General features: G+C 69.9%; 18 protein-coding genes. 10 read left to right on the forward strand and 8 right to left on the reverse strand.

Annotation, left to right across the window (positions count from 1 at the left end; all coding sequences use genetic code 11):
- The first annotated feature begins 3 nt into the window (after positions 1 to 3).
- The 8 genes from ptsP (at position 4) to JOD63_RS10110 (ending at position 9,511) form a co-directional block, all read left to right on the forward strand.
- Positions 4 to 1,677 (forward strand): phosphoenolpyruvate--protein phosphotransferase, encoded by a 1,674-nt coding sequence (gene ptsP, locus JOD63_RS10075; RefSeq protein WP_045275243.1) that lies wholly within the window; start codon positions 4 to 6, stop codon positions 1,675 to 1,677.
- Positions 1,674 to 3,230: a PTS mannitol transporter subunit IICB gene (locus JOD63_RS10080; RefSeq protein WP_045275242.1), complete on the forward strand. Its 1,557-nt coding sequence runs from the start codon at positions 1,674 to 1,676 to the stop codon at positions 3,228 to 3,230. Before ptsP ends, JOD63_RS10080 begins: the two co-directional genes overlap by 4 nt.
- A gap of 137 nt (positions 3,231 to 3,367) precedes the next feature.
- A complete protein-coding gene (locus tag JOD63_RS10085) occupies positions 3,368 to 3,805 on the forward strand; it encodes a PTS sugar transporter subunit IIA (RefSeq protein ID WP_045275241.1) in 438 nt (145 codons plus the stop codon).
- Positions 3,805 to 4,959 carry a mannitol-1-phosphate 5-dehydrogenase gene (locus JOD63_RS10090; protein ID WP_045275240.1) on the forward strand — a complete coding sequence of 385 codons (1,155 nt, stop codon included), beginning with the start codon at positions 3,805 to 3,807 and terminating at the stop codon, positions 4,957 to 4,959. Before JOD63_RS10085 ends, JOD63_RS10090 begins: the two co-directional genes overlap by 1 nt.
- A gap of 299 nt (positions 4,960 to 5,258) precedes the next feature.
- A complete protein-coding gene (locus tag JOD63_RS10095; protein ID WP_045275239.1) occupies positions 5,259 to 5,981 on the forward strand; it encodes a TSUP family transporter in 723 nt (240 codons plus the stop codon).
- A gap of 94 nt (positions 5,982 to 6,075) precedes the next feature.
- Positions 6,076 to 7,410 (forward strand): flavin-containing monooxygenase, encoded by a 1,335-nt coding sequence (locus tag JOD63_RS10100; protein WP_045275238.1) that lies wholly within the window; start codon positions 6,076 to 6,078, stop codon positions 7,408 to 7,410.
- Positions 7,407 to 8,426, forward strand: coding sequence for a bile acid:sodium symporter family protein (locus JOD63_RS10105; RefSeq protein WP_211088094.1), 1,020 nt, complete (start codon positions 7,407 to 7,409; stop codon positions 8,424 to 8,426). The genes JOD63_RS10100 and JOD63_RS10105 overlap by 4 nt, the downstream gene beginning before the upstream one ends.
- A complete protein-coding gene (locus JOD63_RS10110; RefSeq protein ID WP_245617918.1) occupies positions 8,423 to 9,511 on the forward strand; it encodes an SDR family oxidoreductase in 1,089 nt (362 codons plus the stop codon). Before JOD63_RS10105 ends, JOD63_RS10110 begins: the two co-directional genes overlap by 4 nt.
- Positions 9,512 to 9,679: 168 nt before the next feature.
- Here the strand turns inward: JOD63_RS10110 and JOD63_RS10115 are convergent, their stop codons facing one another.
- The 8 genes from JOD63_RS10115 to JOD63_RS10150 all read right to left on the reverse strand — a co-directional run bounded on the left by JOD63_RS10115 (position 9,680) and on the right by JOD63_RS10150 (position 19,150).
- Complete coding sequence (locus JOD63_RS10115) at positions 9,680 to 10,795, reverse strand: adenosine deaminase (RefSeq protein WP_045274164.1); 1,116 nt, start codon at positions 10,793 to 10,795, stop codon at positions 9,680 to 9,682.
- A 65-nt stretch (positions 10,796 to 10,860) separates the two neighbouring features.
- On the reverse strand, positions 10,861 to 12,162 hold the full coding sequence (locus JOD63_RS10120; RefSeq protein WP_045274165.1) for a thymidine phosphorylase: 1,302 nt from the start codon (positions 12,160 to 12,162) through the stop codon (positions 10,861 to 10,863).
- Entirely contained in the window at positions 12,159 to 12,560 is a 402-nt protein-coding gene (locus tag JOD63_RS10125; RefSeq protein ID WP_045274177.1) for a cytidine deaminase, read from the reverse strand. The genes JOD63_RS10120 and JOD63_RS10125 overlap by 4 nt, the downstream gene beginning before the upstream one ends.
- Before the next feature lie 5 nt (positions 12,561 to 12,565).
- Positions 12,566 to 13,834, reverse strand: a complete 1,269-nt coding sequence (locus JOD63_RS10130; protein ID WP_045274166.1) for an ABC transporter permease — start codon at positions 13,832 to 13,834, stop codon at positions 12,566 to 12,568.
- A complete protein-coding gene (locus JOD63_RS10135; protein WP_045274167.1) occupies positions 13,831 to 15,141 on the reverse strand; it encodes an ABC transporter permease in 1,311 nt (436 codons plus the stop codon). Before JOD63_RS10135 ends, JOD63_RS10130 begins: the two co-directional genes overlap by 4 nt.
- Positions 15,138 to 16,652: an ABC transporter ATP-binding protein gene (locus JOD63_RS10140; RefSeq protein ID WP_045274168.1), complete on the reverse strand. Its 1,515-nt coding sequence runs from the start codon at positions 16,650 to 16,652 to the stop codon at positions 15,138 to 15,140. Before JOD63_RS10140 ends, JOD63_RS10135 begins: the two co-directional genes overlap by 4 nt.
- Positions 16,653 to 16,767: 115 nt before the next feature.
- Complete coding sequence (locus JOD63_RS10145; protein WP_045274178.1) at positions 16,768 to 17,886, reverse strand: BMP family lipoprotein; 1,119 nt, start codon at positions 17,884 to 17,886, stop codon at positions 16,768 to 16,770.
- A gap of 148 nt (positions 17,887 to 18,034) precedes the next feature.
- Positions 18,035 to 19,150: a mannose-1-phosphate guanylyltransferase gene (locus JOD63_RS10150; RefSeq protein WP_045274169.1), complete on the reverse strand. Its 1,116-nt coding sequence runs from the start codon at positions 19,148 to 19,150 to the stop codon at positions 18,035 to 18,037.
- 239 nt (positions 19,151 to 19,389) lie between these two features.
- On the opposite strand from JOD63_RS10150, the gene sdhC reads away from it, so the two are divergent.
- Positions 19,390 to 19,827 (forward strand): succinate dehydrogenase, cytochrome b556 subunit, encoded by a 438-nt coding sequence (gene sdhC, locus JOD63_RS10155; protein ID WP_084613301.1) that lies wholly within the window; start codon positions 19,390 to 19,392, stop codon positions 19,825 to 19,827.
- A complete protein-coding gene (locus JOD63_RS10160) occupies positions 19,827 to 20,279 on the forward strand; it encodes a succinate dehydrogenase hydrophobic membrane anchor subunit (RefSeq protein WP_045274171.1) in 453 nt (150 codons plus the stop codon). Before sdhC ends, JOD63_RS10160 begins: the two co-directional genes overlap by 1 nt.
- Positions 20,280 to 20,306 lie beyond the last annotated feature (27 nt).

The following is a 20,306-nucleotide window of genomic DNA, read 5'->3' on the forward strand; positions in this document are numbered from 1 at the left end:
GTCATGGCAGAGATCCGCGGCGTGGGGATCGGACTCGGAGTCGCGCAGGGCCCGGTCGCCTGCATGGCCGAGCCCCTGCCCGCGCCCGACGACGCCCCCAGCGCACTCGGGCAGGACGAGGAGAAATCCCGCGTCGCCGAGGCCGTCGCCGCCGTCGCGCGCGAGCTCGAGGAGCGCGGCGCACAGGCGGGCGGCGCGGCGCAGGACGTGCTCGAGGCTCAGGCGATGATGGCGGAGGATCCCACCCTCGCCGACGAGATCGATGCGCGGCTCGCGCAGGGACGCACCGGCGAGTACGCCGTGTTCGACGCCTTCGCCTCGTTCCGCGACCAGCTGAGCGCCATGGGCGGGTACCTGGGCGAACGCGCCGCCGACCTCGACGACGTCGCCCAGCGCGTGATCGCGCGGCTGCGCGGCGTGCCCGCGCCGGGCGTCCCCGACCCGGGGCATCCGTTCGTCCTCGTCGCGAAAGACCTCGCACCCGCCGACACCGCCCTCCTCGACCTCGAGATGGTGCTCGCGCTCGTCACCACCGAGGGCGGACCCACTTCGCACACCGCGATCCTCGCCCGCGAGAAGGGCATCGTGGCCATCGTCGGCGCGATCTCGGCGACCGGCCTGACCGACGGCGAGACGGTGATCGTGGATGCCGCGGCCGGCGTCGTGACCACCGAGCCGACCGCCGACGAGCTCGATCGCGCATCGAACCGGGCCGCCGACCGCGCCAACGCGGCAGCCGCTCCGCTCACCGACGGCGCACTGGCCGACGGCACTCCGGTGCCGCTCCTGGCCAACCTCGGCAACGCGAAGGGCGCGGCCGAGGCTGTCGCACTCGGCGCCGAAGGGGTGGGGCTCTTCCGCACCGAGTTCCTCTTCCTCTCGTCGGCTCAGGCGCCGACGGTCGAGCAGCAGCGCGAGGCCTACACCGAGCTGCTGGCGGCGTTCCCCGGCCGCAAGGTCGTGGTGCGCGTGCTCGACGCCGGCGCCGACAAGCCGCTGGCCTTCCTCAACGACGCGCACGAAGACAACCCGGCGCTCGGGCTCCGCGGCATCCGGGCCCTGCGGGCGAGTGAAGACATCCTGCGCGAGCAGCTGACGGCGCTCGCGCAGGCGCAGGCGGCCACCGAGGCCGACCTCTGGGTCATGGCGCCGATGGTCGCGACGGTCGAGGAGACCGAGTACTTCACCGAGCTCGCGCGCGACTACGGCGTGAAGACCGCCGGTGTGATGGTCGAGGTGCCGTCGTCGGCGCTGCTGGCCGACCGCATCCTCGCCGTCGCCGACTTCGCCTCGATCGGCACGAACGACCTGACCCAGTACACGCTCGCGGCAGACCGGCTGCTCGGCTCGGTCGCCGCGTTCCAGGACCCGTGGCACCCGGCGGTGCTGCGGCTCATCCGCGAGGTCGGCGACGCCGGCCGCGTGAACGGCAAGCCCGTCGGCATCTGCGGCGAGGCCGCCGCCGATCCGCTGCTGGCCGTCGTGCTCGTCGGCCTCGGCGCGACGAGCCTGTCCATGGCGCCGACGGCTCTCGCCGACGTGCGCGCGACCCTCCTCCAGCACACCATCGACGACGCGCGGACGATCGCCGCAGCCGCCCTCGCCGCCACCGACGCGACCACCGCACGCGCTGCCGCCCAGCGGGCAGCCACCCGAGAACAAGGAGAAATGCAATGACAACGGCGTCAGCGCCCGCATCGGGCACCAGCAAGGCACGGGTCGGAGTACAGCGCTTCGGCACGTACCTCTCCGGCATGATCATGCCGAACATCCCCGCGCTCATCGCGTGGGGCATCTTCACCGCGTTCTTCATCGAGGTGGGGTGGACTCCCAACGCCGACCTCGCCACGATCGTCGGGCCGTTCATCCACTACCTGCTTCCGCTGATCATCGCCTACACCGGCGGCAGCATCGTCTACGGGGTTCGCGGGGGCGTGGTCGCGACCATCGGCACGATGGGTGCGATCGCCGGCTCCGACCTGCTGGTCGCGAACTTCAACGCCGGCCTCGCCGAGGGCGAAGCGGAGCTCGGCCAGGTGCACATGTTCATCGGCGCGATGATCATGGCCCCGCTCGCGGCGTACACGATGAAGTGGCTCGACAGCCTGTGGGAGGGCAAGGTCAAGGCCGGCTTCGAGATGCTGGTGAACATGTTCTCAGCCGGCATCTGGGGCTTCGTTCTCGCGATCGTCGGCTTCTACCCGATCGCCTGGCTCGTCAACGGCATCATGCAGACGCTCAGCACCGCCGTGAACTGGCTGGTCGAGTACAACCTGCTGCCGCTCACGAGCATCATCATCGAGCCGGCGAAGGTGTTCTTCCTGAACAACGCCATCAACCACGGCGTCCTCACCCCGCTCGGTGTCGCCGAGGCCGCCGATGAGGGATCGTCGATCCTGTTCCTGCTCGAGGCGAACCCCGGCCCCGGTGTCGGCCTCCTCCTGGCCTTCACGTTCTTCGGCCTCGGCGCGGCGCGCGCGTCGGCACCGGGAGCCGCGGTGATCCAATTCTTCGGCGGCATCCACGAGGTGTACTTCCCGTACGCCCTCATGAAGCCGATCCTGATCCTCGCCCTGATCGCCGGCGGAGCGACCGGCGTGACCACCAACATGCTCCTCGGCGGCGCCCTCCGCGCACCGGCGGCGCCCGGCAGCATCATCGCGGTGCTCGCCCAGACGGCGAGCGGGGCCTACTTCGCGGTCATCCTGTCGGTGATCCTGTCTGCGACGGTGACGTTCCTCATCGCCGGCGTCATCCTGCGGGCCTCGCGCAAGCGCGACCTGGCCGCCATGGCTGCGACCGACGACGCCTTCGGCGCGGCGATCACCCAGACCGAGGCCGCCAAGGGCAAGTCGAGCGACGCCCTGTCGGGCCTCCGCGGCGGAGCGGCCACCGAGGCCGACGGCGGCATCGAGCCGGCGACGATGACCGAGCGCGAGATCCACAACGTGGTGTTCGCCTGCGATGCCGGAATGGGCTCGTCGGCGATGGGCGCGAGCGTGCTGCGCAACAAGTTCAAGAAGGCGGGAGTCGAAGGCGTCACTGTCGTCAACAAGGCGATCGCGAACCTGGATGCCTCGGCCGACCTGGTGATCACCCAGAACCAGCTGACCGACCGGGCTCGCCAGCAGACGCCCGACGCGGTGCACATCTCGGTCGACAACTTCATGAACTCTCCCCGCTACGACGAGGTCGTCGACCTCGTGCGTTCGCAGCAGGGCGACGCGTAATCCGGACCGCGGTGGGGTCGGGCGGCGAGATGCCCCCGGCTCCACCGCCCCGGTACCCCTCGCCCCACCCGGCGAGGCCCCGACCGACAGCATCCGTGTGAACCGGAAGTTCAACACCTGAGAGAGAAGGTATCGACATGGCACGCGACGTATTGAGCATCGGACAGGTGCGGATCCACACCGGCGGGGCGACGCGCGAGGAGGCGATGAAGGAGGCCGCAGACATCCTCGAGGCGGTCGGTGCGGTCACCGGCGCCTACTTCGACGCGATGCAGCAGCGCGAGCAGACCGTGTCGACGTACATGGGCAACGAGCTCGCCATCCCGCACGGCACGAACGAGACGAAGGACGCGATCCTCGATTCGGCGCTCTCGGTGGTCCGCTACGACGGCGGCGTCGACTGGGGCGGCGAGCCCGTCACCTTCGTGATCGGCATCGCCGGGAAGGGCGACGAGCACCTCGAGATCCTGTCGCAGATCGCGATCCTGTTCTCGGACGAAGACGATGTGGCGCGCCTGAGGGCTGCCGCGAACGCCGAGGAGCTGTACGAGATCGTCTCCGCGGCGGGCGTATGATGAAGGCCGTCCACTTCGGCGCGGGCAACATCGGGCGCGGCTTCGTCGGCCTGCTGCTGCACCAGGGCGGGTACGAGGTCGTGTTCTCCGACGTCGCCGCTCCCCTCGTCGACGCGATCAACGCGGTGTCGGAGTACACCGTCCACGAAGTGGGCGAGGGTGGCGAAGACACCGTCGTGACCGGGTTCCGTGCGCTCAACAGCGCCGTCGACGCTCAAGCCGTCGCCGACGAGATCGCGACCGCCGACGTCGTGACCACGGCAGTCGGCCCGACGATCCTGAAGTTCGTCGCACCGCTCATCGTCGCCGGTATCGGGCTGCGCGAGCCGAGCCTTCCGCCCCTGCAGGTGATGGCATGCGAGAACGCGATCAACGCGACCGACCTGCTGCGCGACGAGATGATCACGGCCGCCGAGGGCGCGTGGGAGGCGGTGTCTGCCCACGCCGTGTTCGCGAACACGGCAGTCGACCGCATCGTGCCCGCCCAGCCCGAGGGATCGGGCGTCGACGTGACCGTCGAGCCGTTCTTCGAATGGGCCATCGAGCGGCCTCCGTTCGGCGACACGCCCCCGCACATCCCGGGCGCCCACTTCGTCGACGACCTCGCGCCGTACATCGAGCGCAAGCTGTTCACGGTGAACACCGGCCACGCGACCACCGCGTACTTCGGCGCCCAGGCGGGCATCGAGACGATCGCAGCGGCGCTCGAGCACCCCGAGATCGCCGCTCGGGTGAGCGCGGCCCTCGAGGAGACCTCGGCGCTGCTCACCGCCAAGCACGGCCTCGACGAGGGCGACCTCGCCGTCTACCGCGCGACGATCCTCTCCCGCTTCGCCAACGCCGCCCTCCCCGACACCGTGTGGCGCGTGGGTCGGCAGCCGCTGCGCAAGCTCTCGCGGCACGAGCGGTTCGTCGGGCCCGCCGCCGAAGCCGCCGAACGCGGTCTCCCCGTCGCCGGGCTCGTCGCCGCCATCGGCGCCGCACTGGCCTTCGACGACGCTGAGGACCCGCAGTCGGTGGACCTGCAGCGGATGCTGCGCGAGCAGGATGCCGCCTCGTTCACGGCATCCGTCACCGGACTCGAAGCGGAGCACCCGCTCTTCGCCCGGATCGCCGGCGCAGTCGCCGACCGACAGGACGACATCGGGGGCTGAGCCGGCGCGGTCGGGCGTTTCGTCTCGCTCCGCTCGCTCAACGACCGGGAGCCATGCGGCCCGGTCGTTGAGCGAGGAGCGCAGCGACGAGACGAAACGCCCCGCAGCCATTCGGCCCCGGTCGTTGAGCGAGGAGCGCAGCGACGAGACCAAACGCCCCGCAGCCATTCGGCCCCGGTCGTTGAGCGAGGAGCGCAGCGACGAGACCAAACGCCCCGCAGCCATACGGCCCCGGCCGTTGAGCGAGGAGCGCAGCGACGAGACGAAACGCCCTGCGCCCGGAAGTAGGCTGGTACCCCGTGACCCTCGTTCTGGCCGGCATCGCCGCCTTCGTCGCCGCGATCATCCAGCGCATCACGGGCCTCGGCTTCGTGCTCGTGCTCGTCGGCCCGATCGTGCTCCTCTACGGCCCCCTCGAGGGCGTGACCATCGCGGTGCTCCTCGCCCTCGTCGCCGCGTCGGCGGCGATCCCCCTCGTGTGGCGCGACATCGAATGGCGGCGCGCCTGGTGGCTCATCTGGCCCGGACTCCTCGCCGCCCCGGTCGGCGCGTTCGTGGTGCGCACGCTCCCCGAGGCCGCACTGCTGCTGCTCGTCGCACTGATGGCCTACTTCGCACTCGTCGCGGGGTGGATCCCGGCATTGTCGAAGGCCCTCGTGGGTCGCTCGGGGGCGATCACCGCGGGCGCGGCTGCGGGATTCATGCACGTCGCGAGCGGGCTGTCGGGCCCGCCGCTGGCCGCGCACGCCGTCGGCGACAAGTGGCCGCAGCGCAGCTTCGCGGCGAGCGTCCAGGTGATCTTCGCGGTGTTCAGCCTGGTCTCGGTCGCGCTGCGCGGCCTGCCGACCACGCCGGCATCCGACATCTGGGCCCTCGTCGGGGTCACCGCCGTCGGCATCCTGATCGGCTCGATGCTGGCCCGCACGGTGCCGCCCCGGATCGCCCGCTACGCGATGCTCGCGATCGCCTGGGCGGGGGCGACGGTGGTGCTGATACGAGGCCTGCTGGCAGTGTTGTCGTAGGGCCCACAAGCGATTTCGGTTAATGACGAGTAACGCTTAGGGTTCTTTGCTGGGGTCGGCCTGTGGGTGCCGACACGAAGACGTGTGGAGACCTATGCACGAGCACCGCTATGCCATCATCGGCGCCGGCCCGTCGGGGCTGTCCGCCGCGCGCGCCCTGCAGAAGGCCGGGCTCGCATTCGACGGCTACGAGGCCTCGAGCGGAGTCGGCGGCCTCTGGGACATCGAGAACCCCCGCTCCACGATGTACGAGTCGGCGCACCTCATCTCGTCGCGCACCACCACCGAGTTCGCCGAGTTCCCCATGGACACCACGGCCGACTACCCGAGCCATCGCACGCTCGTCCGCTACTTCCGCGACTTCGCCGCCCGCTTCGGCATCGACGAGCACTTCCGGTTCGACACGAAGGTGACCTCGCTCGCCCCGGCCGACGGCGGCGGCTGGATGCTGCGTGCCGAGGGCCCCTCGACAGGCTCGGGGGCCACGACGGGCTCGGGGATCGTCGAACGGCGGTACGACGGCGTCATCCTCGCCAACGGCACGCTCGCCGAGCCGAACCGGCCCGAGTTCCGCGGTTCGTTCGCCGGTGAGCTCCTGCACACCAGCGCGTACAAGTCCGCATCGCAGCTCACCGGCAAGCGCGTGCTCATCATCGGTGCGGGCAACTCCGGCTGCGACATCGCGGTGGATGCCGTGCACCACGCGGCATCCGTCGACATGTCGGTTCGCCGCGGGTACTACTTCGTGCCGCGCTACCTGTTCGGCAAGCCCTCCGACACCCTCAATCAGGGAAAGCCGCTGCCGGCGAAGATCAAGCAGTTCATCGACAAGCGCGTGCTGCAGGCGTTCACCGGAGACCCGGTGCGCTTCGGCTTCCCCCGGCCCGACTACAAGATCTACGAGTCGCACCCGATCGTGAACACCCTGATACTGAACCACCTGGGGCAGGGCGACCTGGCGATCCGCGCAGACGTCGACCGCTTCGACGGGAACACGGTGCACTTCCGCGACGGGTCGTCGGGCGAGTACGACACCGTGCTGCTGGCCACCGGCTACAAGCTCGACTACCCGTTCGTCGACCGCGCCGCGCTCAACTGGACCGGGATGTCGCCGAAGCTCTACCTCAACGTCTTCCCGCCGTCGTTCAACGGCCTGTATGTGATGGGCATGATCGAGGCGTCGGGCATCGGGTGGCAGGGCCGCTACGAGCAGGCCGAGCTCATCGCGGAGTACCTCACCGCCGTCGAAGCCGCTCCCGACCGGGCTGCCGCACTTCGGGCGCGGGTCGCAGACGAGTCGTGGCCCGACCTCACCGGCGGGTACGACTACCTCGGCCTCGAGCGCATGTCGTACTACGTGAACAAGGACGCCTACCGCCGCGCGGTACGCGAGACCGCCACGGCCCTGCGGACGAAGGCGAAGGCGTGAACCCCGACGACGTCGTGCTCAACTTCACCCCGGGCACGCTCGTGATCCTCAACGTGGTGCTCGGACTCATCATGCTCGGCATCGCGCTCGACACCAGGGTCGACGACTTCAGGGTCGTCGCGCGGAAGCCGAAGCCCTTCATCATCGCGATCCTCGCACAGCTGATCGTGCTGCCCGCGGTGACGACGGCGCTCACGCTGATCCTGCCGGTGTCGGCCTCGATGGCGCTCGGCATGATCCTGGTCGCGTGCTGCCCGCCGGGGAACATCTCGCAGGTTCTCACGCACCGCTCCGGCGGCAACGTCGCGCTGTCGGTGTCGATGACGGCTGTGGGCAACCTCATCTACATCTTCGTGCTTCCGTTCTCGATCGCATTCTGGGGATCGCTGCGCGCAGACACGCGCGCCCTGCTGCAGTCCGTATCGCTCAACGGCTGGCAGATGCTGCTCGAGATCCTCCTCATCATCGGGCTGCCCTTCATCGCCGGACTCGTGATCCGCGCCCGCGTCCCGGCGTTCGCGGCCAAGGTGCAGCCGTTCGTGAAGTGGTTCTCGCTCATCGCCCTGGTCGGGTTCATCGTCGCCGCGCTCGCGGGCAACTGGGCGTACTTCGTCGCCTTCCTCGGCGTCATCATCCTGGTGGTCACGATCCACGACGCCGTCGCCCTCGCGATCGGCTACGGCACTGCGGTGGTGGGCGGCCTCGGCACCCGCGAGCGCAAGGCGATGACGTTCGAGGTCGGCATCCGCAACGCCGGACTCGGCCTCGGCCTCGTCTTCACGTTCTTCGGCGGCCTCGGCGGCATGGCGATCGTCGCCGGCTGGTGGGGCATCTGGGACATCATCGCGGGGCTCGTCGTCGCCGCGCTGTGGGCGGCGCACACGCGCCGGCGCACCGGAGCCCCGACGGGCGACGCCTCGCGCCACGCGGTCAGGGCGGGCGGGGCGGGCGCCGACGGCGCCGGAGATGCCGGCCGGTCGACGGATGCCGCAGGCCACGCGGGAGACCTCACGTGAGCGGCACCGCCCAGAGCGCCGCGGCCCGCGCCGCCGCACGGTCGGCGGCGGCTCACGCGGCGACGGTCAGCAGCCTCGCCACGCAGCCGATCACGGTGGTGGCGGCGGAGGCGACAGACCGGGCCGGTCGAGGCGTGCGCGTGCTCATCACCGGCGGGGCCGGGTTCCTCGGCTCGCACGTGGCGGCGGCTCTGGCGGAGCATCCCGATGTCGCCCTCGTCGTCGCCGGCGACGTGCGCCGGCCCGAGCATCCGATCGACGGGGTCGTCTACGACGACTGCGACGTGACGCGTCCGAGCGGCATCGCCCCGCTGTTGCAGCGCCACGACATCGACGTCGTCATCCACCTCGCGGCCATCGTCAACCCGGGCCGCGACCACGACCTCGAGTACCTGGTCGACGTCGACGGCACCCGCCACGTGCTCGAGGCCTGCATCGAGACCGGCGTGCGCCGCATCGTCGTCTCGTCGTCGGGAGCCGCGTACGGCTACCACCCCGACAACCCCGAGTGGCTGCGCGAGACGGATCCGGTGCGCGGGAACGACGAGTTCCCGTACTCGAAGCACAAGCGCCTCGTCGAGCAGATGCTCGCCGGCTACCGCCTCGCCCACCCCGAGCTCGAACAGGTCGTGTTCCGCGTGGGGACCATCCTCGGCCCCACGGTGCACAACCAGATCACCGCGCTCTGGGGCGGGCGCCGGGTGCTCGCGATCGCGGGCTCGGACTCGCCGTTCGTCTTCGCCTGGGTCGACGACGTCGCCGCGGCGATGGCGCGCGCCGCCACAGACGGGCCGCCGGGGACCTACAACGTCGCCGGCGACGGCCGCCTGACCGTCGGCGAGATCGCGGCGCGCCTCGGCAAGCCGCTGCTCACCGTGCCCGCCGCGGTGCTCGCGGGCGCTCTGCGGGTGGGGCGCATGCTGCGCCTCACGGTGCACGGACCTGAGCAGGTCGGATTCCTCCGCTACCGCCCGGTGCTCGCCAACGACGCGCTCAAGCGCGACTTCGGCTACACCCCCGCGAAGTCCTCGGCCGAGGCGTTCGAGGCCTACCTCGACACACACCCCGGAGTCGCGCGGGTCTGAGCCGCCCGCTCCTCGTCCGTACGCGCCGTGCGGGCGTGAGCCGGCGGCATCTCGCTCGAAAGCGTGGAGTTCTGCACGCGGCAGCGCGTGGCGCGGCAGCGCGGCTCAGCGCCACCGCGGCAGCGCGGGGCGGCTCAGCGCCGCGCCGCGCCGCGCGCGGCGGCGCTGCTACCGCTCGAAGCCGTCGGCGATGAGCTCGATGAGCTCCTCTCGCTCCTCCACCGGCAGGAACGCGCCCGCCGCGGCGTTGAGCTGGAACGTCTCGAGGTCGTCTAGCCCGTACTCGAACACCTCGGCGAGCAGCGCCAGCTCGCGGGTGAGCGACGTGCGGCTCTGCAGGCGGTTGTCGACGTTCACGGTGACCGCGAAGCCGAGCTGGTACAGCAGGTCGAAGGGGTGGTCCTCCATGAGGGTGCCCCATGCCTCGATGGCGCCGGTCTGCAGGTTCGACGAGGGAGACAGCTCGAGCGGGATCTCGCGGTCGCGCACCCAGCGGGCGAGGTCGCCGAACTGCACGAGCACCTCTTCGCCCGCGCGCGAGACGACCTCGAGGTCCTGTGCGAGCCGCACGCCGTGCCCGAGGCGCAGCGCGCGCCCGTCGATCAGGGCGGAGCGGATGGAATCGAGTCCCGCCGCCTCTCCGGCGTGCACCGTCGTCGGGAAGAACTCCGACGCGAGGTAGTCGAACGCCGCACGGTGCTTCGACGGCGGGAATCCGTCCTCCGGGCCGGCGATGTCGAAGCCGACCGCGCCGCGCTCACGCCAGTCGACCGCGAGCCGGGCGATCTCGAGCGACCGCTCGGTGTGGCGCATCGCGGTGATGAGCTGTCCGACGCGGATGTCGCGGCCGCTGCTCTCGGCGGCATCCTCGCCCTCTTCGATGCCCTCCTGCACCGCTTCGACGACCTCGTCGAGCGACAGGCCGCCGGCCAGGTGCTGTTCGGGGGCCCAGCGCACCTCGCCGTAGATCACACCGTCGGCGGCGAGGTCTTCGACGAATTCGCGCGCGACGCGTGTCAGCCCCTCGCGGGTCTGCATGACGGCGGTCGTCAGATCGAACGTCTTCAGGTACTCGACGAGCGAGCCCGAGTCGCTCTTCTCGGCGAACCAGTCCGCGAGGTCGTCGGCGTCCGTCTCCGGCACGTCGATGCCCGCGGCATCGGCGAGCTCGATGATCGTCGCCGGGCGCAGCGCGCCGTCGAGGTGATCGTGCAGCGAGACCTTGGGCAGCGCCCGGATCGAGAGTCCGTCGAGAACGGCGTCGCCGTGCTGGTCGATGGGCATGTGGTCCTCCTCGGACGGACTGTTTTCGGACGGGATGCGGAAGAGCGGATGCCTCGGCGCGGCAGTCAGGCGGTGATGCGCTCGCGCACGATCGGAGCCGATGCGGGAGCATTCGATCCTACGTGCCAAGCGCCGTCCAGGGCCTCCAGCGCCCGGTCGAACCGGGTCGCATCCTGCCCGAGCAAGGTGAACAGCGGTTGACCGACGGTCACCGCGTCACCCGGCTTCACGTGCAGGTCGATGCCCGCCGCGTGCAGCACCGGATCCTGCGCGCGTGCACGGCCCGCGCCCAGGCGCCACGCCGCGATGCCGAAGGGCAGCGCCTCCAGGGAGGTGACGTAGCCAGACTCCGTCGCGGTGACGACGTGCGTCTCGTTCGGCTGCGGCATCGCCGCGTCGGGATCGCCGTCCTGAGCCCGGATCATCGAGCGCCAGGCATCCATCGCCCGCCCGTCCCGGAGCGCCGCCTCGACGTCTGCATCGGGCTGACCCGCGAGGGCCAGCATCTCGCGGGCGAGGGCGACGGTGAGCTCGACGACGTCGGCGGGGCCGCCGCCGGCGAGCACCTCGACCGACTCGCGCACCTCGTTGGCGTTGCCGATGGCGAAGCCGAGCGGGGTGTTCATGTCGGTGAGGAGCGCGGTGGTCGCGACCCCGGAGTCGGTGCCCAGCGCCACCATCGTGCGGGCGAGCTCGCGGGCACGATCGATGTCCTGCATGAACGCGCCGGAGCCGAACTTCACGTCGAGCACGAGCGAGTCGGTGCCCTCGGCGATCTTCTTCGACATGATGCTCGACGCGATCAGCGGGATCGCCTCGACCGTGCCGGTCACGTCGCGGAGGGCGTAGAGCCGCTTGTCAGCCGGTGCGAGGCCGGAGCCGGCGGCGCAGATGACCGCGCCGACGTCGCGCAGCTGCGCGACCATCTCGTCGTTCGACAGCGCGGCCCGCCAGCCGGGGATGGCCTCGAGCTTGTCGAGGGTTCCCCCCGTGTGGCCGAGGCCGCGGCCCGACAACTGCGGCACGGCCACCCCGAACGAGGCGACGAGCGGGGCCAGCGGCAGGGTGATCTTGTCTCCCACGCCCCCGGTGGAGTGCTTGTCGACGGTCGGCTTGCCGAGCCCGGCGAAGCTCATCCGCTCCCCCGACGCGATCATCGCGTCGGTCATCACGCGGATCTCGTCACGGGTCATGCCGTTGAGCAGAACGGCCATCGCGAACGCGGCCATCTGCGAGTCGGCGACGTATTCGCGCGTGTACGCGTCGATCATCCACCGGAGCGCGTCTTCGCCGACCGCCCCGCCGTCGCGCTTGGTGCGGATGACGTCGACCGCGTCGAAGGGCTCGACCGCAGCGGCATCCGTCATCGTCCTGCCTCCTCGAGGTCGCGCGGCCCGAACGCGTCGGGCAGCACCTCGTCGATCGTGCGGATGCCCGACACCGTCTCGAGCAGCATGCCCGGAAGGGCGAACTCGTACAGCAGCTGGCGGCAGCGTCCGCACGGCATGATCGTGTCGCCGTGGCCGTTCACGCACACGAACGCGACGAGCTGACCGCCGCCCGACATCTGCAGCTCGCTCACCAGCCCGCACTCGGCGCACAGTCCGACGCCGTACGAGGCGTTCTCGACGTTGCACCCCGTGACCACGCGGCCATCGGAGACGAGCGCCGCGGCGCCCACCTTGTAGCGCGAGTACGGCGCGTAAGCCCGCTTCATCGCCTCGGTCGCCGCAGCACGCAGCTCGTCCCAATCGATGTCTGTCACCGATGTCACCCCTTGATGTACGGTTTGCCGGCCGCCGCGGGGCCGCGTATCTGTCCCGCGAACCCGGCCACCGCGAGGATCGTCACGACGTACGGGAGCATCAGCATGAACTCGCTCGGGATCGGCGTCTTCAGCACGGTCAGCAGGTTCTGCAGGTTGGTCGCGAACCCGAACAGCAGCGCTGCGAGGCTCGCCCGGATCGGGTCCCACCGGCCGAAGATGACGGCGGCGAGCGCAATGAAGCCGAGGCCCGCGGTCATCTCCTTGCCGAACTGCGGCACCGAGACCAGCGTGAAGTACGCGCCGCCGATGCCCGCGATCGCACCGGCGAGCATGACGTTCCAGAATCGGGTGGGATTGACCCGGATGCCGACGGTGTCGGCCGCCTGCGGATGCTCGCCGACGGCCCGCACCCGCAGACCCCACTTGGTGCGGTACAGGGACCAGGCGACCACGCCGACCATCACGAACATGAGGTACACGATGAAGGTCTGGTTGAAGAGCACCGGGCCGACGATCGGGATGTCGCTGAGGAGCGGGATCTCCCAGCGATCGAAGCGCACCGGCCGGTTGAGGGTGTCTTCATTGGGGACGAGCATCGCGCTGTACAGGAAGCCGGTGAGTCCGGTCACGAGCACGTTGAGCACGACGCCGACGATCACCTGGTCGACGAGGTACTTGATCGCGAACGCGGCCAGGACGAACGCCACCAGCATTCCGCCGATCATCGCGCCGATGAGGCCCACGAAGGGGTTGTGGGTGAGGCTCGACAGGAGAGCCGCACTGAACGCACCGAGCAGCAGCTGCCCCTCGATCGCGACGTTCACCACGCCGGCACGCTCGCCGATCACGCCGCCCAGGGCGCCGAAGACCAGGGGAACCGACAGCGAGATCGCACCGTAGAGGAGGCTGGTGACGGGGACGAGGCCGTCGGCCGCCGCCCACACCAGGAACCCGAACACGGCGAGCACGCCGAACACGATCGTCAGCCACAGCGCGGGCTTGCGGTACATCCACGCGTCGAAGAACGACCACGCGGTGAGCAGCACCAGCAGTCCCACCACGATCCAGCTCGTGAGGGCCGTGGGCACCGCGATGTCGGCGAGCGCGCCGTCCAGGCGGAAGGTGCTCGTGCCGTCGCGCGGCACGAAGAGGAAGAGCGCGCCGAGCAGCACGGTGGCTGCGGCGAGCACGATCGGCACCTTGAAGTGCCGTTCGCGGACGGTTGCGAGCTGCACCGTTCCGTCGGCGGCCGTGGGAGCGAGCGCGGTCATGCGGTCACCGCCTTCTTCGCGGCCTTGGCTCTCGCCTTGGCGGCCTTCTCCTGCTCGGTCTTCGGGAGGAAGAACACCGCGCGCAGCAGCGGCGGCGCGGCGATGAACAGCACGATGAGCGACTGCACGACCAGCACGATGTCGACGGGGATGCCCTGCGCCTGCATGGAGAACGATCCCGCCTTCAGCGCGCCGAACAGGATGCCGGCGGCGAAGGTGCCCCAGGCGCGGCTGCGTCCGAGCAGGGCCACCGTGATCGCATCGAAGCCGATGCCGGCGTCGATGCTGGCGGTGAAACCGGTGGTGACCGAGCCCTGTACCTGGTTCATCGCGGCGAGGCCGGCGAGGCCGCCGGCGAACAGCATCGCGTAGATGTAGATGCGCTGCACGCTGATGCCGGCTGCGCGGGCCGCATGGGGGTTCTCACCGACGGCGCGCATCCGCAGTCCGAGTGCCGACTTCTCGACCAGCCACCACACGAACAGCGTGGCGACGATCACGATCACGAACCCCCAGTCGAGCTGCGGGAACCGCGGCCCGAGGAGATCGGGGAACTGCGCGGTCTCGGGCGTGGCCGCGGTGATCGGCTGGTTGGTGCCCTCGCGCTGCAGGAGACCCGGCGTGCGGATCATCCACAGCAGCAGGTAGTACGCCACGTAGTTCAGCATGATCGTGAGGATCACTTCGTGGGCGCCCGTGCGGGCCTTGAGAAGACCGACGAGGCCGCCCCACAGCGCTCCGCCGAGGATGCCGACGGCCAGGGTGAGCGGCAGGTGCAGCCACATCGGCAGCTGGATGTGGAAGGTGAACAGCGCCGCGAACATCGCGGCGATGAGCATCTGGCCACGGGCGCCGATGTTGAACAGGCCGACGCGGAACGCGAGCGCGACGCCGAGGCCGGCCGCGATGAGCGGCGCGGCGAACCCGAGCGCGTTGGTGAGCGGGCGGATCTGCGTCGCGAAGTCGGCGGCCGTGAAGTTGAACACGGCGCCGCGGAAGAGCGCGGTGTACCCACCGGCGACCGAGTTCCAGACCGCGACGAAGGTGTCGCCGGGTCGAGCGAAGAAGTACACCGATGCCGCCTGCACGTCTTCATCGGTGAACGCGATGAGGATGCCGCCCACGATCATGGCGAGCACGATCGCGAGGATCGTGGTGACGGTGCTCCCCCGCAGCAGCTCGCGCACGAAGATGCTCGTGCGCGGCGGGCCCTGCTCGTGACCGGTCAGCGGGCCGGAGACCGGCGGAAGCTGCTCGGGAGGGAGTCCGGCCGACGTGTCGCCGGCTCCGGGTGACGTCTGGCTCATGCGGCCACCTCCGGGTCGGCGGCGCCGGCCATCATGAGGCCGAGCGTCTCGCGTGATGTGTCGCCTGGCACGATCCCGACGATCGAGCCGCGGTACATGACCGCGATGCGGTCGGCAAGCGCGGTCACCTCGTCGAGCTCGGTGGAGACGACGACGACCGGGATGCCGGCGTCTCGGGTCTCGATGATGCGCTTGTGGATGAATTCGATGGAGCCGACGTCGACGCCGCGGGTGGGCTGGGCGGCGACGAGGAGGCGCAGCTCGCGGCTGAGCTCGCGGGCGATGACGACCTTCTGCTGGTTGCCGCCGGACAGCGTGCCGGCCGCGGTGTCGGGTCCTTGCGTGCGGATGTCGAACTCGGCGATGCGGTCGCGCGCGAACTCGGTGAGCGCGTCGCGGCGCAGTGTGCCGGCCCGGACGAACTGAGGATCGTCGGAGCGGTCGAGGATGAGGTTCTCGGCGACCGAGAACCCGCCGACCAGTCCGTCTTCGGTGCGGTCCTCGGGGACGAACCCGACACCCTCGTCGAGGATGGCGCGCACGCTCCGCCCGACGAGCTCGACGTCTCCGAGGCGGATCGACCCCTCGACGCGCGCGGCGATGCCGACCACGGCTTCGACGAGCTCGGTCTGTCCGTTGCCCTGCACACCCGCGATCGCGAGCACTTCGCCGGGGAGGACGTCGAAACTCACGTCGTCGACGACGATCGTGCCGTCGGGTGTGAGCACGCGCACGTCGCGGACCTGCAGTCCGCCCTCGCCGAGCTTGGGAGCATCCTTCTTCACGGTCAGCTCGACCGCGCGACCGACCATCAGCGACGCCAGTTCGGCGTTGGTGGCGGTGGGCTCGGCCTCGCCGACGACCTTGCCGAGACGGATCACGGTGATGCGGTCCGCGACCTCGCGCACCTCGCGCAGCTTGTGGGTGATGAACACGATCGCGGTGCCCTCGTCGCGCAGCTGCCGCATGATCGTCATCAGCTCATCGGTCTCCTGCGGGGTGAGCACCGCGGTGGGCTCGTCGAAGACGAGCACCTTGGCGTCGCGCGAGAGCGCCTTGATGATCTCGACGCGCTGCTGCACGCCGACGGGCAGATCGCCGACGAGCGCGTCGGGATCGATCTGGAATCCGAAGCGCGCGGCGACCGCGCGCACGTGCTCGCGGGCCTTCGCGAGGTCGAGGGCGCCGGGGCCCTTGGTCTCCTCATGGCCGAGCATCACGTTCTCGGCGACGGTGAAGACGGGGATGAGCATGAAGTGCTGATGCACCATGCCGATGCCGGCGGCCATGGCATCGCCCGGCCCCCGGAAGTGCTGGACCTCGTCGTCCAGCAGGATGTCGCCTTCGTCGGCCTGGTACAGGCCGTAGAGCACGTTCATGAGGGTGGATTTTCCGGCGCCGTTCTCACCCAGGAGCGCGTGGATCTCCCCCGGCTCGACCGTCAGGTCGATGTGGTCGTTGGCGACGAGGCTGCCGAATCTCTTGGTGATCCCGCGGAGCTCGAGCTTCATATGTGCACCTTATCCGGGACGTCCCTCGCAGGGGAGGGACGATCCGATGTGTTCTCAGACCGACCGGGGCGGACGGCGGAGATCCGCCGCCCGCCCCGGAAAGGACCTGCGTGGGTCACGGGGAGTTCGGCGACTCCACGGTGATGTCACCGGCGATGATGGCCTCCTGCAGAGCGGCCAGCTCGTCGACGAGACCCTCGGGCAGCTGCGACTCGAAGTCGTGGAAGCTCGAGAGCTTGACGCCCTCGTTCTCCAGCGTGCCGACGTACGGCGCGACGTCGAACTCGCCCGTGGCGGCCGAGACGACCGCGTCGTGCACGGCGACGTCGATCGCCTTCATGATCGAGACCAGCGTGATGGCGGCGACGCTGTCGTCGGCGACGGCGAGGTCGCTGTCGACGCCGAGCATGACGGTCTCCTCACCGCTGTCGGTGATGGCGGCAGCCGCGCTCTGGTAGATCGGACCGCCGACGGGAAGGATCACGTCGACACCCTGGTCGAGAACGCCCTGGGCGGTCTGCTTGGCGGTGTCGTTCGCGTCGAAGCCGCCCGTGAACGAGCCCTCCTGCGACTCGGTGTCCCAGCCGAAGACCTCGACTGCGGCGCCCTTGTCCTCGTTGTACTTCTCGACACCGAGCTGGTAGCCGTCCATGAAGACCGCGACCGACGGGATCTGCATGCCGCCGAAGGTGCCGACCTTGTTCACACCGCTCTGGGCCGACCATGCCGCCGCGGCGTAGCCGCCGAGGTAGGCAGCCTCCGCCGTGTTGAACACGAGGGGCTTGATGTTGTCGGCGTCGGTGGTGCCGTCGAAGTCGGTGTCGGCGTAGTCGTCGATGATCGCGTAGTTCACCTCGGGGTTCGCCGTGGCGGACTCGACGGTGGCGGCCGACAGGTTGAAGCCGACCGAGACGATGAGCGTGCAGCCCTCGGAGACGGCCGTCTCCATGTTGGGTGCGTAGTCGTTCTCGGAGGTCGATTCGAGCTCGAGGCCTTCGACGCCGAGCTCCTCCATCGCCGAATCGAGACCGGCCTTGGCCGACTGGTTGAACGACTTGTCGTTCCAGCCGCCCGCGTCGGAGATGAGGCACGGCTTGAAGCCCTCGACGATGTCCGACGCTGCGTCGGTCGTCTCGGTGCTGGCTTCGGGCGCGGATGCGCACCCGGCGAGCGCGACGAACATGCTCGCGGCGGCGAGCCCAACGAGCACTCGCTTCTTGGTAGAGATGGTCAACTCGGCCTCCACATGGATTGCCCCGCTTCCTTCACGGGGGACTGTACGAAGTTACCCACTGTGACGGCGAACTTGCATACGAGGAGGCCCCTCGGAGCGGAATGGTTACAAACCCGCAATCTGAGCGTGATCGGCGCGAAAGCCCCGCTCAGAGCACGTCGCCCCGCCCGGTGAGCTTGAGCGCGTCGACGACGCCCTTCACGCGCTGCGCATGCTCGCTGGTGGTCACCAGCAGCGCGTCGTCGGTGTCGACCACGACGATGTCGCGCACGCCGATGAGACTGATGACGCGCTTGGTCTGACTCACCACGATGCCGGTCGCCGCGTCGGAGAGCACCCGCGGGTTCTGGCCGAGGATGGCGAGGTTCTCCGACCGGCCGCCGGAATTGAGCTTGGCGAGGCTGGCGAAATCGCCCACGTCGTCCCAGTCGAAGTGGCCGGGGATGACGGCCAGGCGCCCCTTCGCAGCGGCGGGCTCCGCGACCGTGTAGTCGATGGCGATCTTCTTGAGGGTCGGCCAGATGCGGTCGACGGCGGGTCCGCGGAGCTCCCGGTCGTCCCACGCCTCGGCGAGCTCGAGGAGCCCGGCGTGCAGCTCGGGCTCCTGCGCGGCGATCTCGGCGAGCAGCACGTCGGCGCGGGCGATGAACATGCCCGCGTTCCACAGGTAGGAGCGGTCGGCGAAGTAGGCCTTCGCGGTCTCGAGGTCGGGCTTCTCCACGAAGCGCTCCACCACGGCCGCCTCGGGGGCGCCGTCGACGAGGAGCTCCCCCGCCTTCTTGATGTAGCCGAATCCGACGGATGCCTCGGACGGCTGGATGCCGATCGTGCAGATGTACCCCTCGCGGGCGACCGCCACCGCCTGGCGGACCGACCACTCGAACAGGTGGGGCACGCGGATCACGTGGTCGGCGGCGAACGAGCCGATCACCACGTCGGGTTCGCGGCGGTGCAGGATCGCCGCGGCGAGCCCGATGGCGGCGGTCGAGTCGCGCGGCTCCGACTCGAGGAAGACGTTCACGTCAGGGATGCCGGGAAGCTGGTCCTCGACGGCTGCGCGGTGCGCGCGCCCCGTGACGACGGCGATCCGCCCGGGGCCGGCGAGAGGTTCGAGGCGGTCCCAGGTGTCGCGCAGCAGCGAGTTGCCCGACCCCGTGAGGTCGTGGAGGAACTTCGGGGCATCGGCGCGGGACAGCGGCCACAGGCGGCTTCCGATACCTCCGGCAGGGATCACGGCGTAGAAATCGTCGATCGGCTCTGGCATGCGCCCAGGCTACAGAGCGCACGTGTCGGGCCCGTGACGGTTCGAAGAACGCCGATTCCTTCCGGCCGCGAAGATCCCTCCGGAATGAGGGGGGCTAAGGGTGGCCTTCGTCGCCGATCGCTCAGGGGCGGGAATAGGATGGATGCAGCGCCCGCGTGACGCCGACGGCCCGTGCAACCTCCGGGTCGCCTCAGGGGCTCCGATGCCCCCCTTCATGTTTCGATCCAGGGAGGACGCCCGTGTCTGCACCAGCACGCGTCACACCGTCGGTATCCGAAACCACATCCCGAGTCCCCCGCGGCACCCTGTACCGCGGGCACGAAGGCATGTGGTCGTGGGTGCTCCACCGCATCACCGGCGTCGCCATCTTCTTCTTCCTGCTCGTGCACATCCTCGACACGGCTCTGATCCGCGTCGCGCCGGATGCGTACGACGCGGTCATCGGCACCTACAAGAACCCGGTCATGGCGCTCGGCGAGGTCGTGCTGGTCGCCGCCATCGCGTACCACGCGTACAACGGCCTCCGCATCATCCTGGTCGACTTCTGGCCGTGGGCCACCCGCCACCAACGCCAGCTGTGGTGGGGCGTCATCGGCCTGTGGGCCGTGACGATGGCCGGCTTCGCGCCGCGCCACCTCATGCTCGCCTTCGCACCCGCAGCAGGAGGGGGTCACTGATGACCGCGATCGCAGACCCGCGCGCACCGCGCGCCGCCGTGCGCCGCTCCGGCCCCAACCTCGAGAAGTGGGGCTGGATCTACATGCGCGCCTCCGGCGTGCTGCTGGTGGTGCTCATCTTCGGCCACCTCTTCGTGAACCTCATGCTCGGCGAGGGCATCCACGGCATCGACTTCGGCTTCGTCGCGGGCAAGCTCGCCGACCCGCTGTGGCAGTGGTGGGACGTGCTGATGCTGTGGCTTGCGCTCATCCACGGCGCCAACGGCATGCGCACGATCGTGAACGACTACGTCTCGCACGAGGGCACCCGCAAGGTGCTCGTGTGGGCGCTGTGGCTGTCGGCGGGCTTCCTGATCCTGCTCGGCACCCTGGTGGTCTTCACCTTCGACCCCTGCATCCCGAACCTGACCGACGGCAGCGTCCTCACCGAGATCTGCAACGCGCAGTCCTGAGTCGCACACGACGAGCAAAGACAACCG

This window comes from Microbacterium terrae (genome assembly GCF_017831975.1).
GTDB lineage: Bacteria > Actinomycetota > Actinomycetes > Actinomycetales > Microbacteriaceae > Microbacterium > Microbacterium terrae.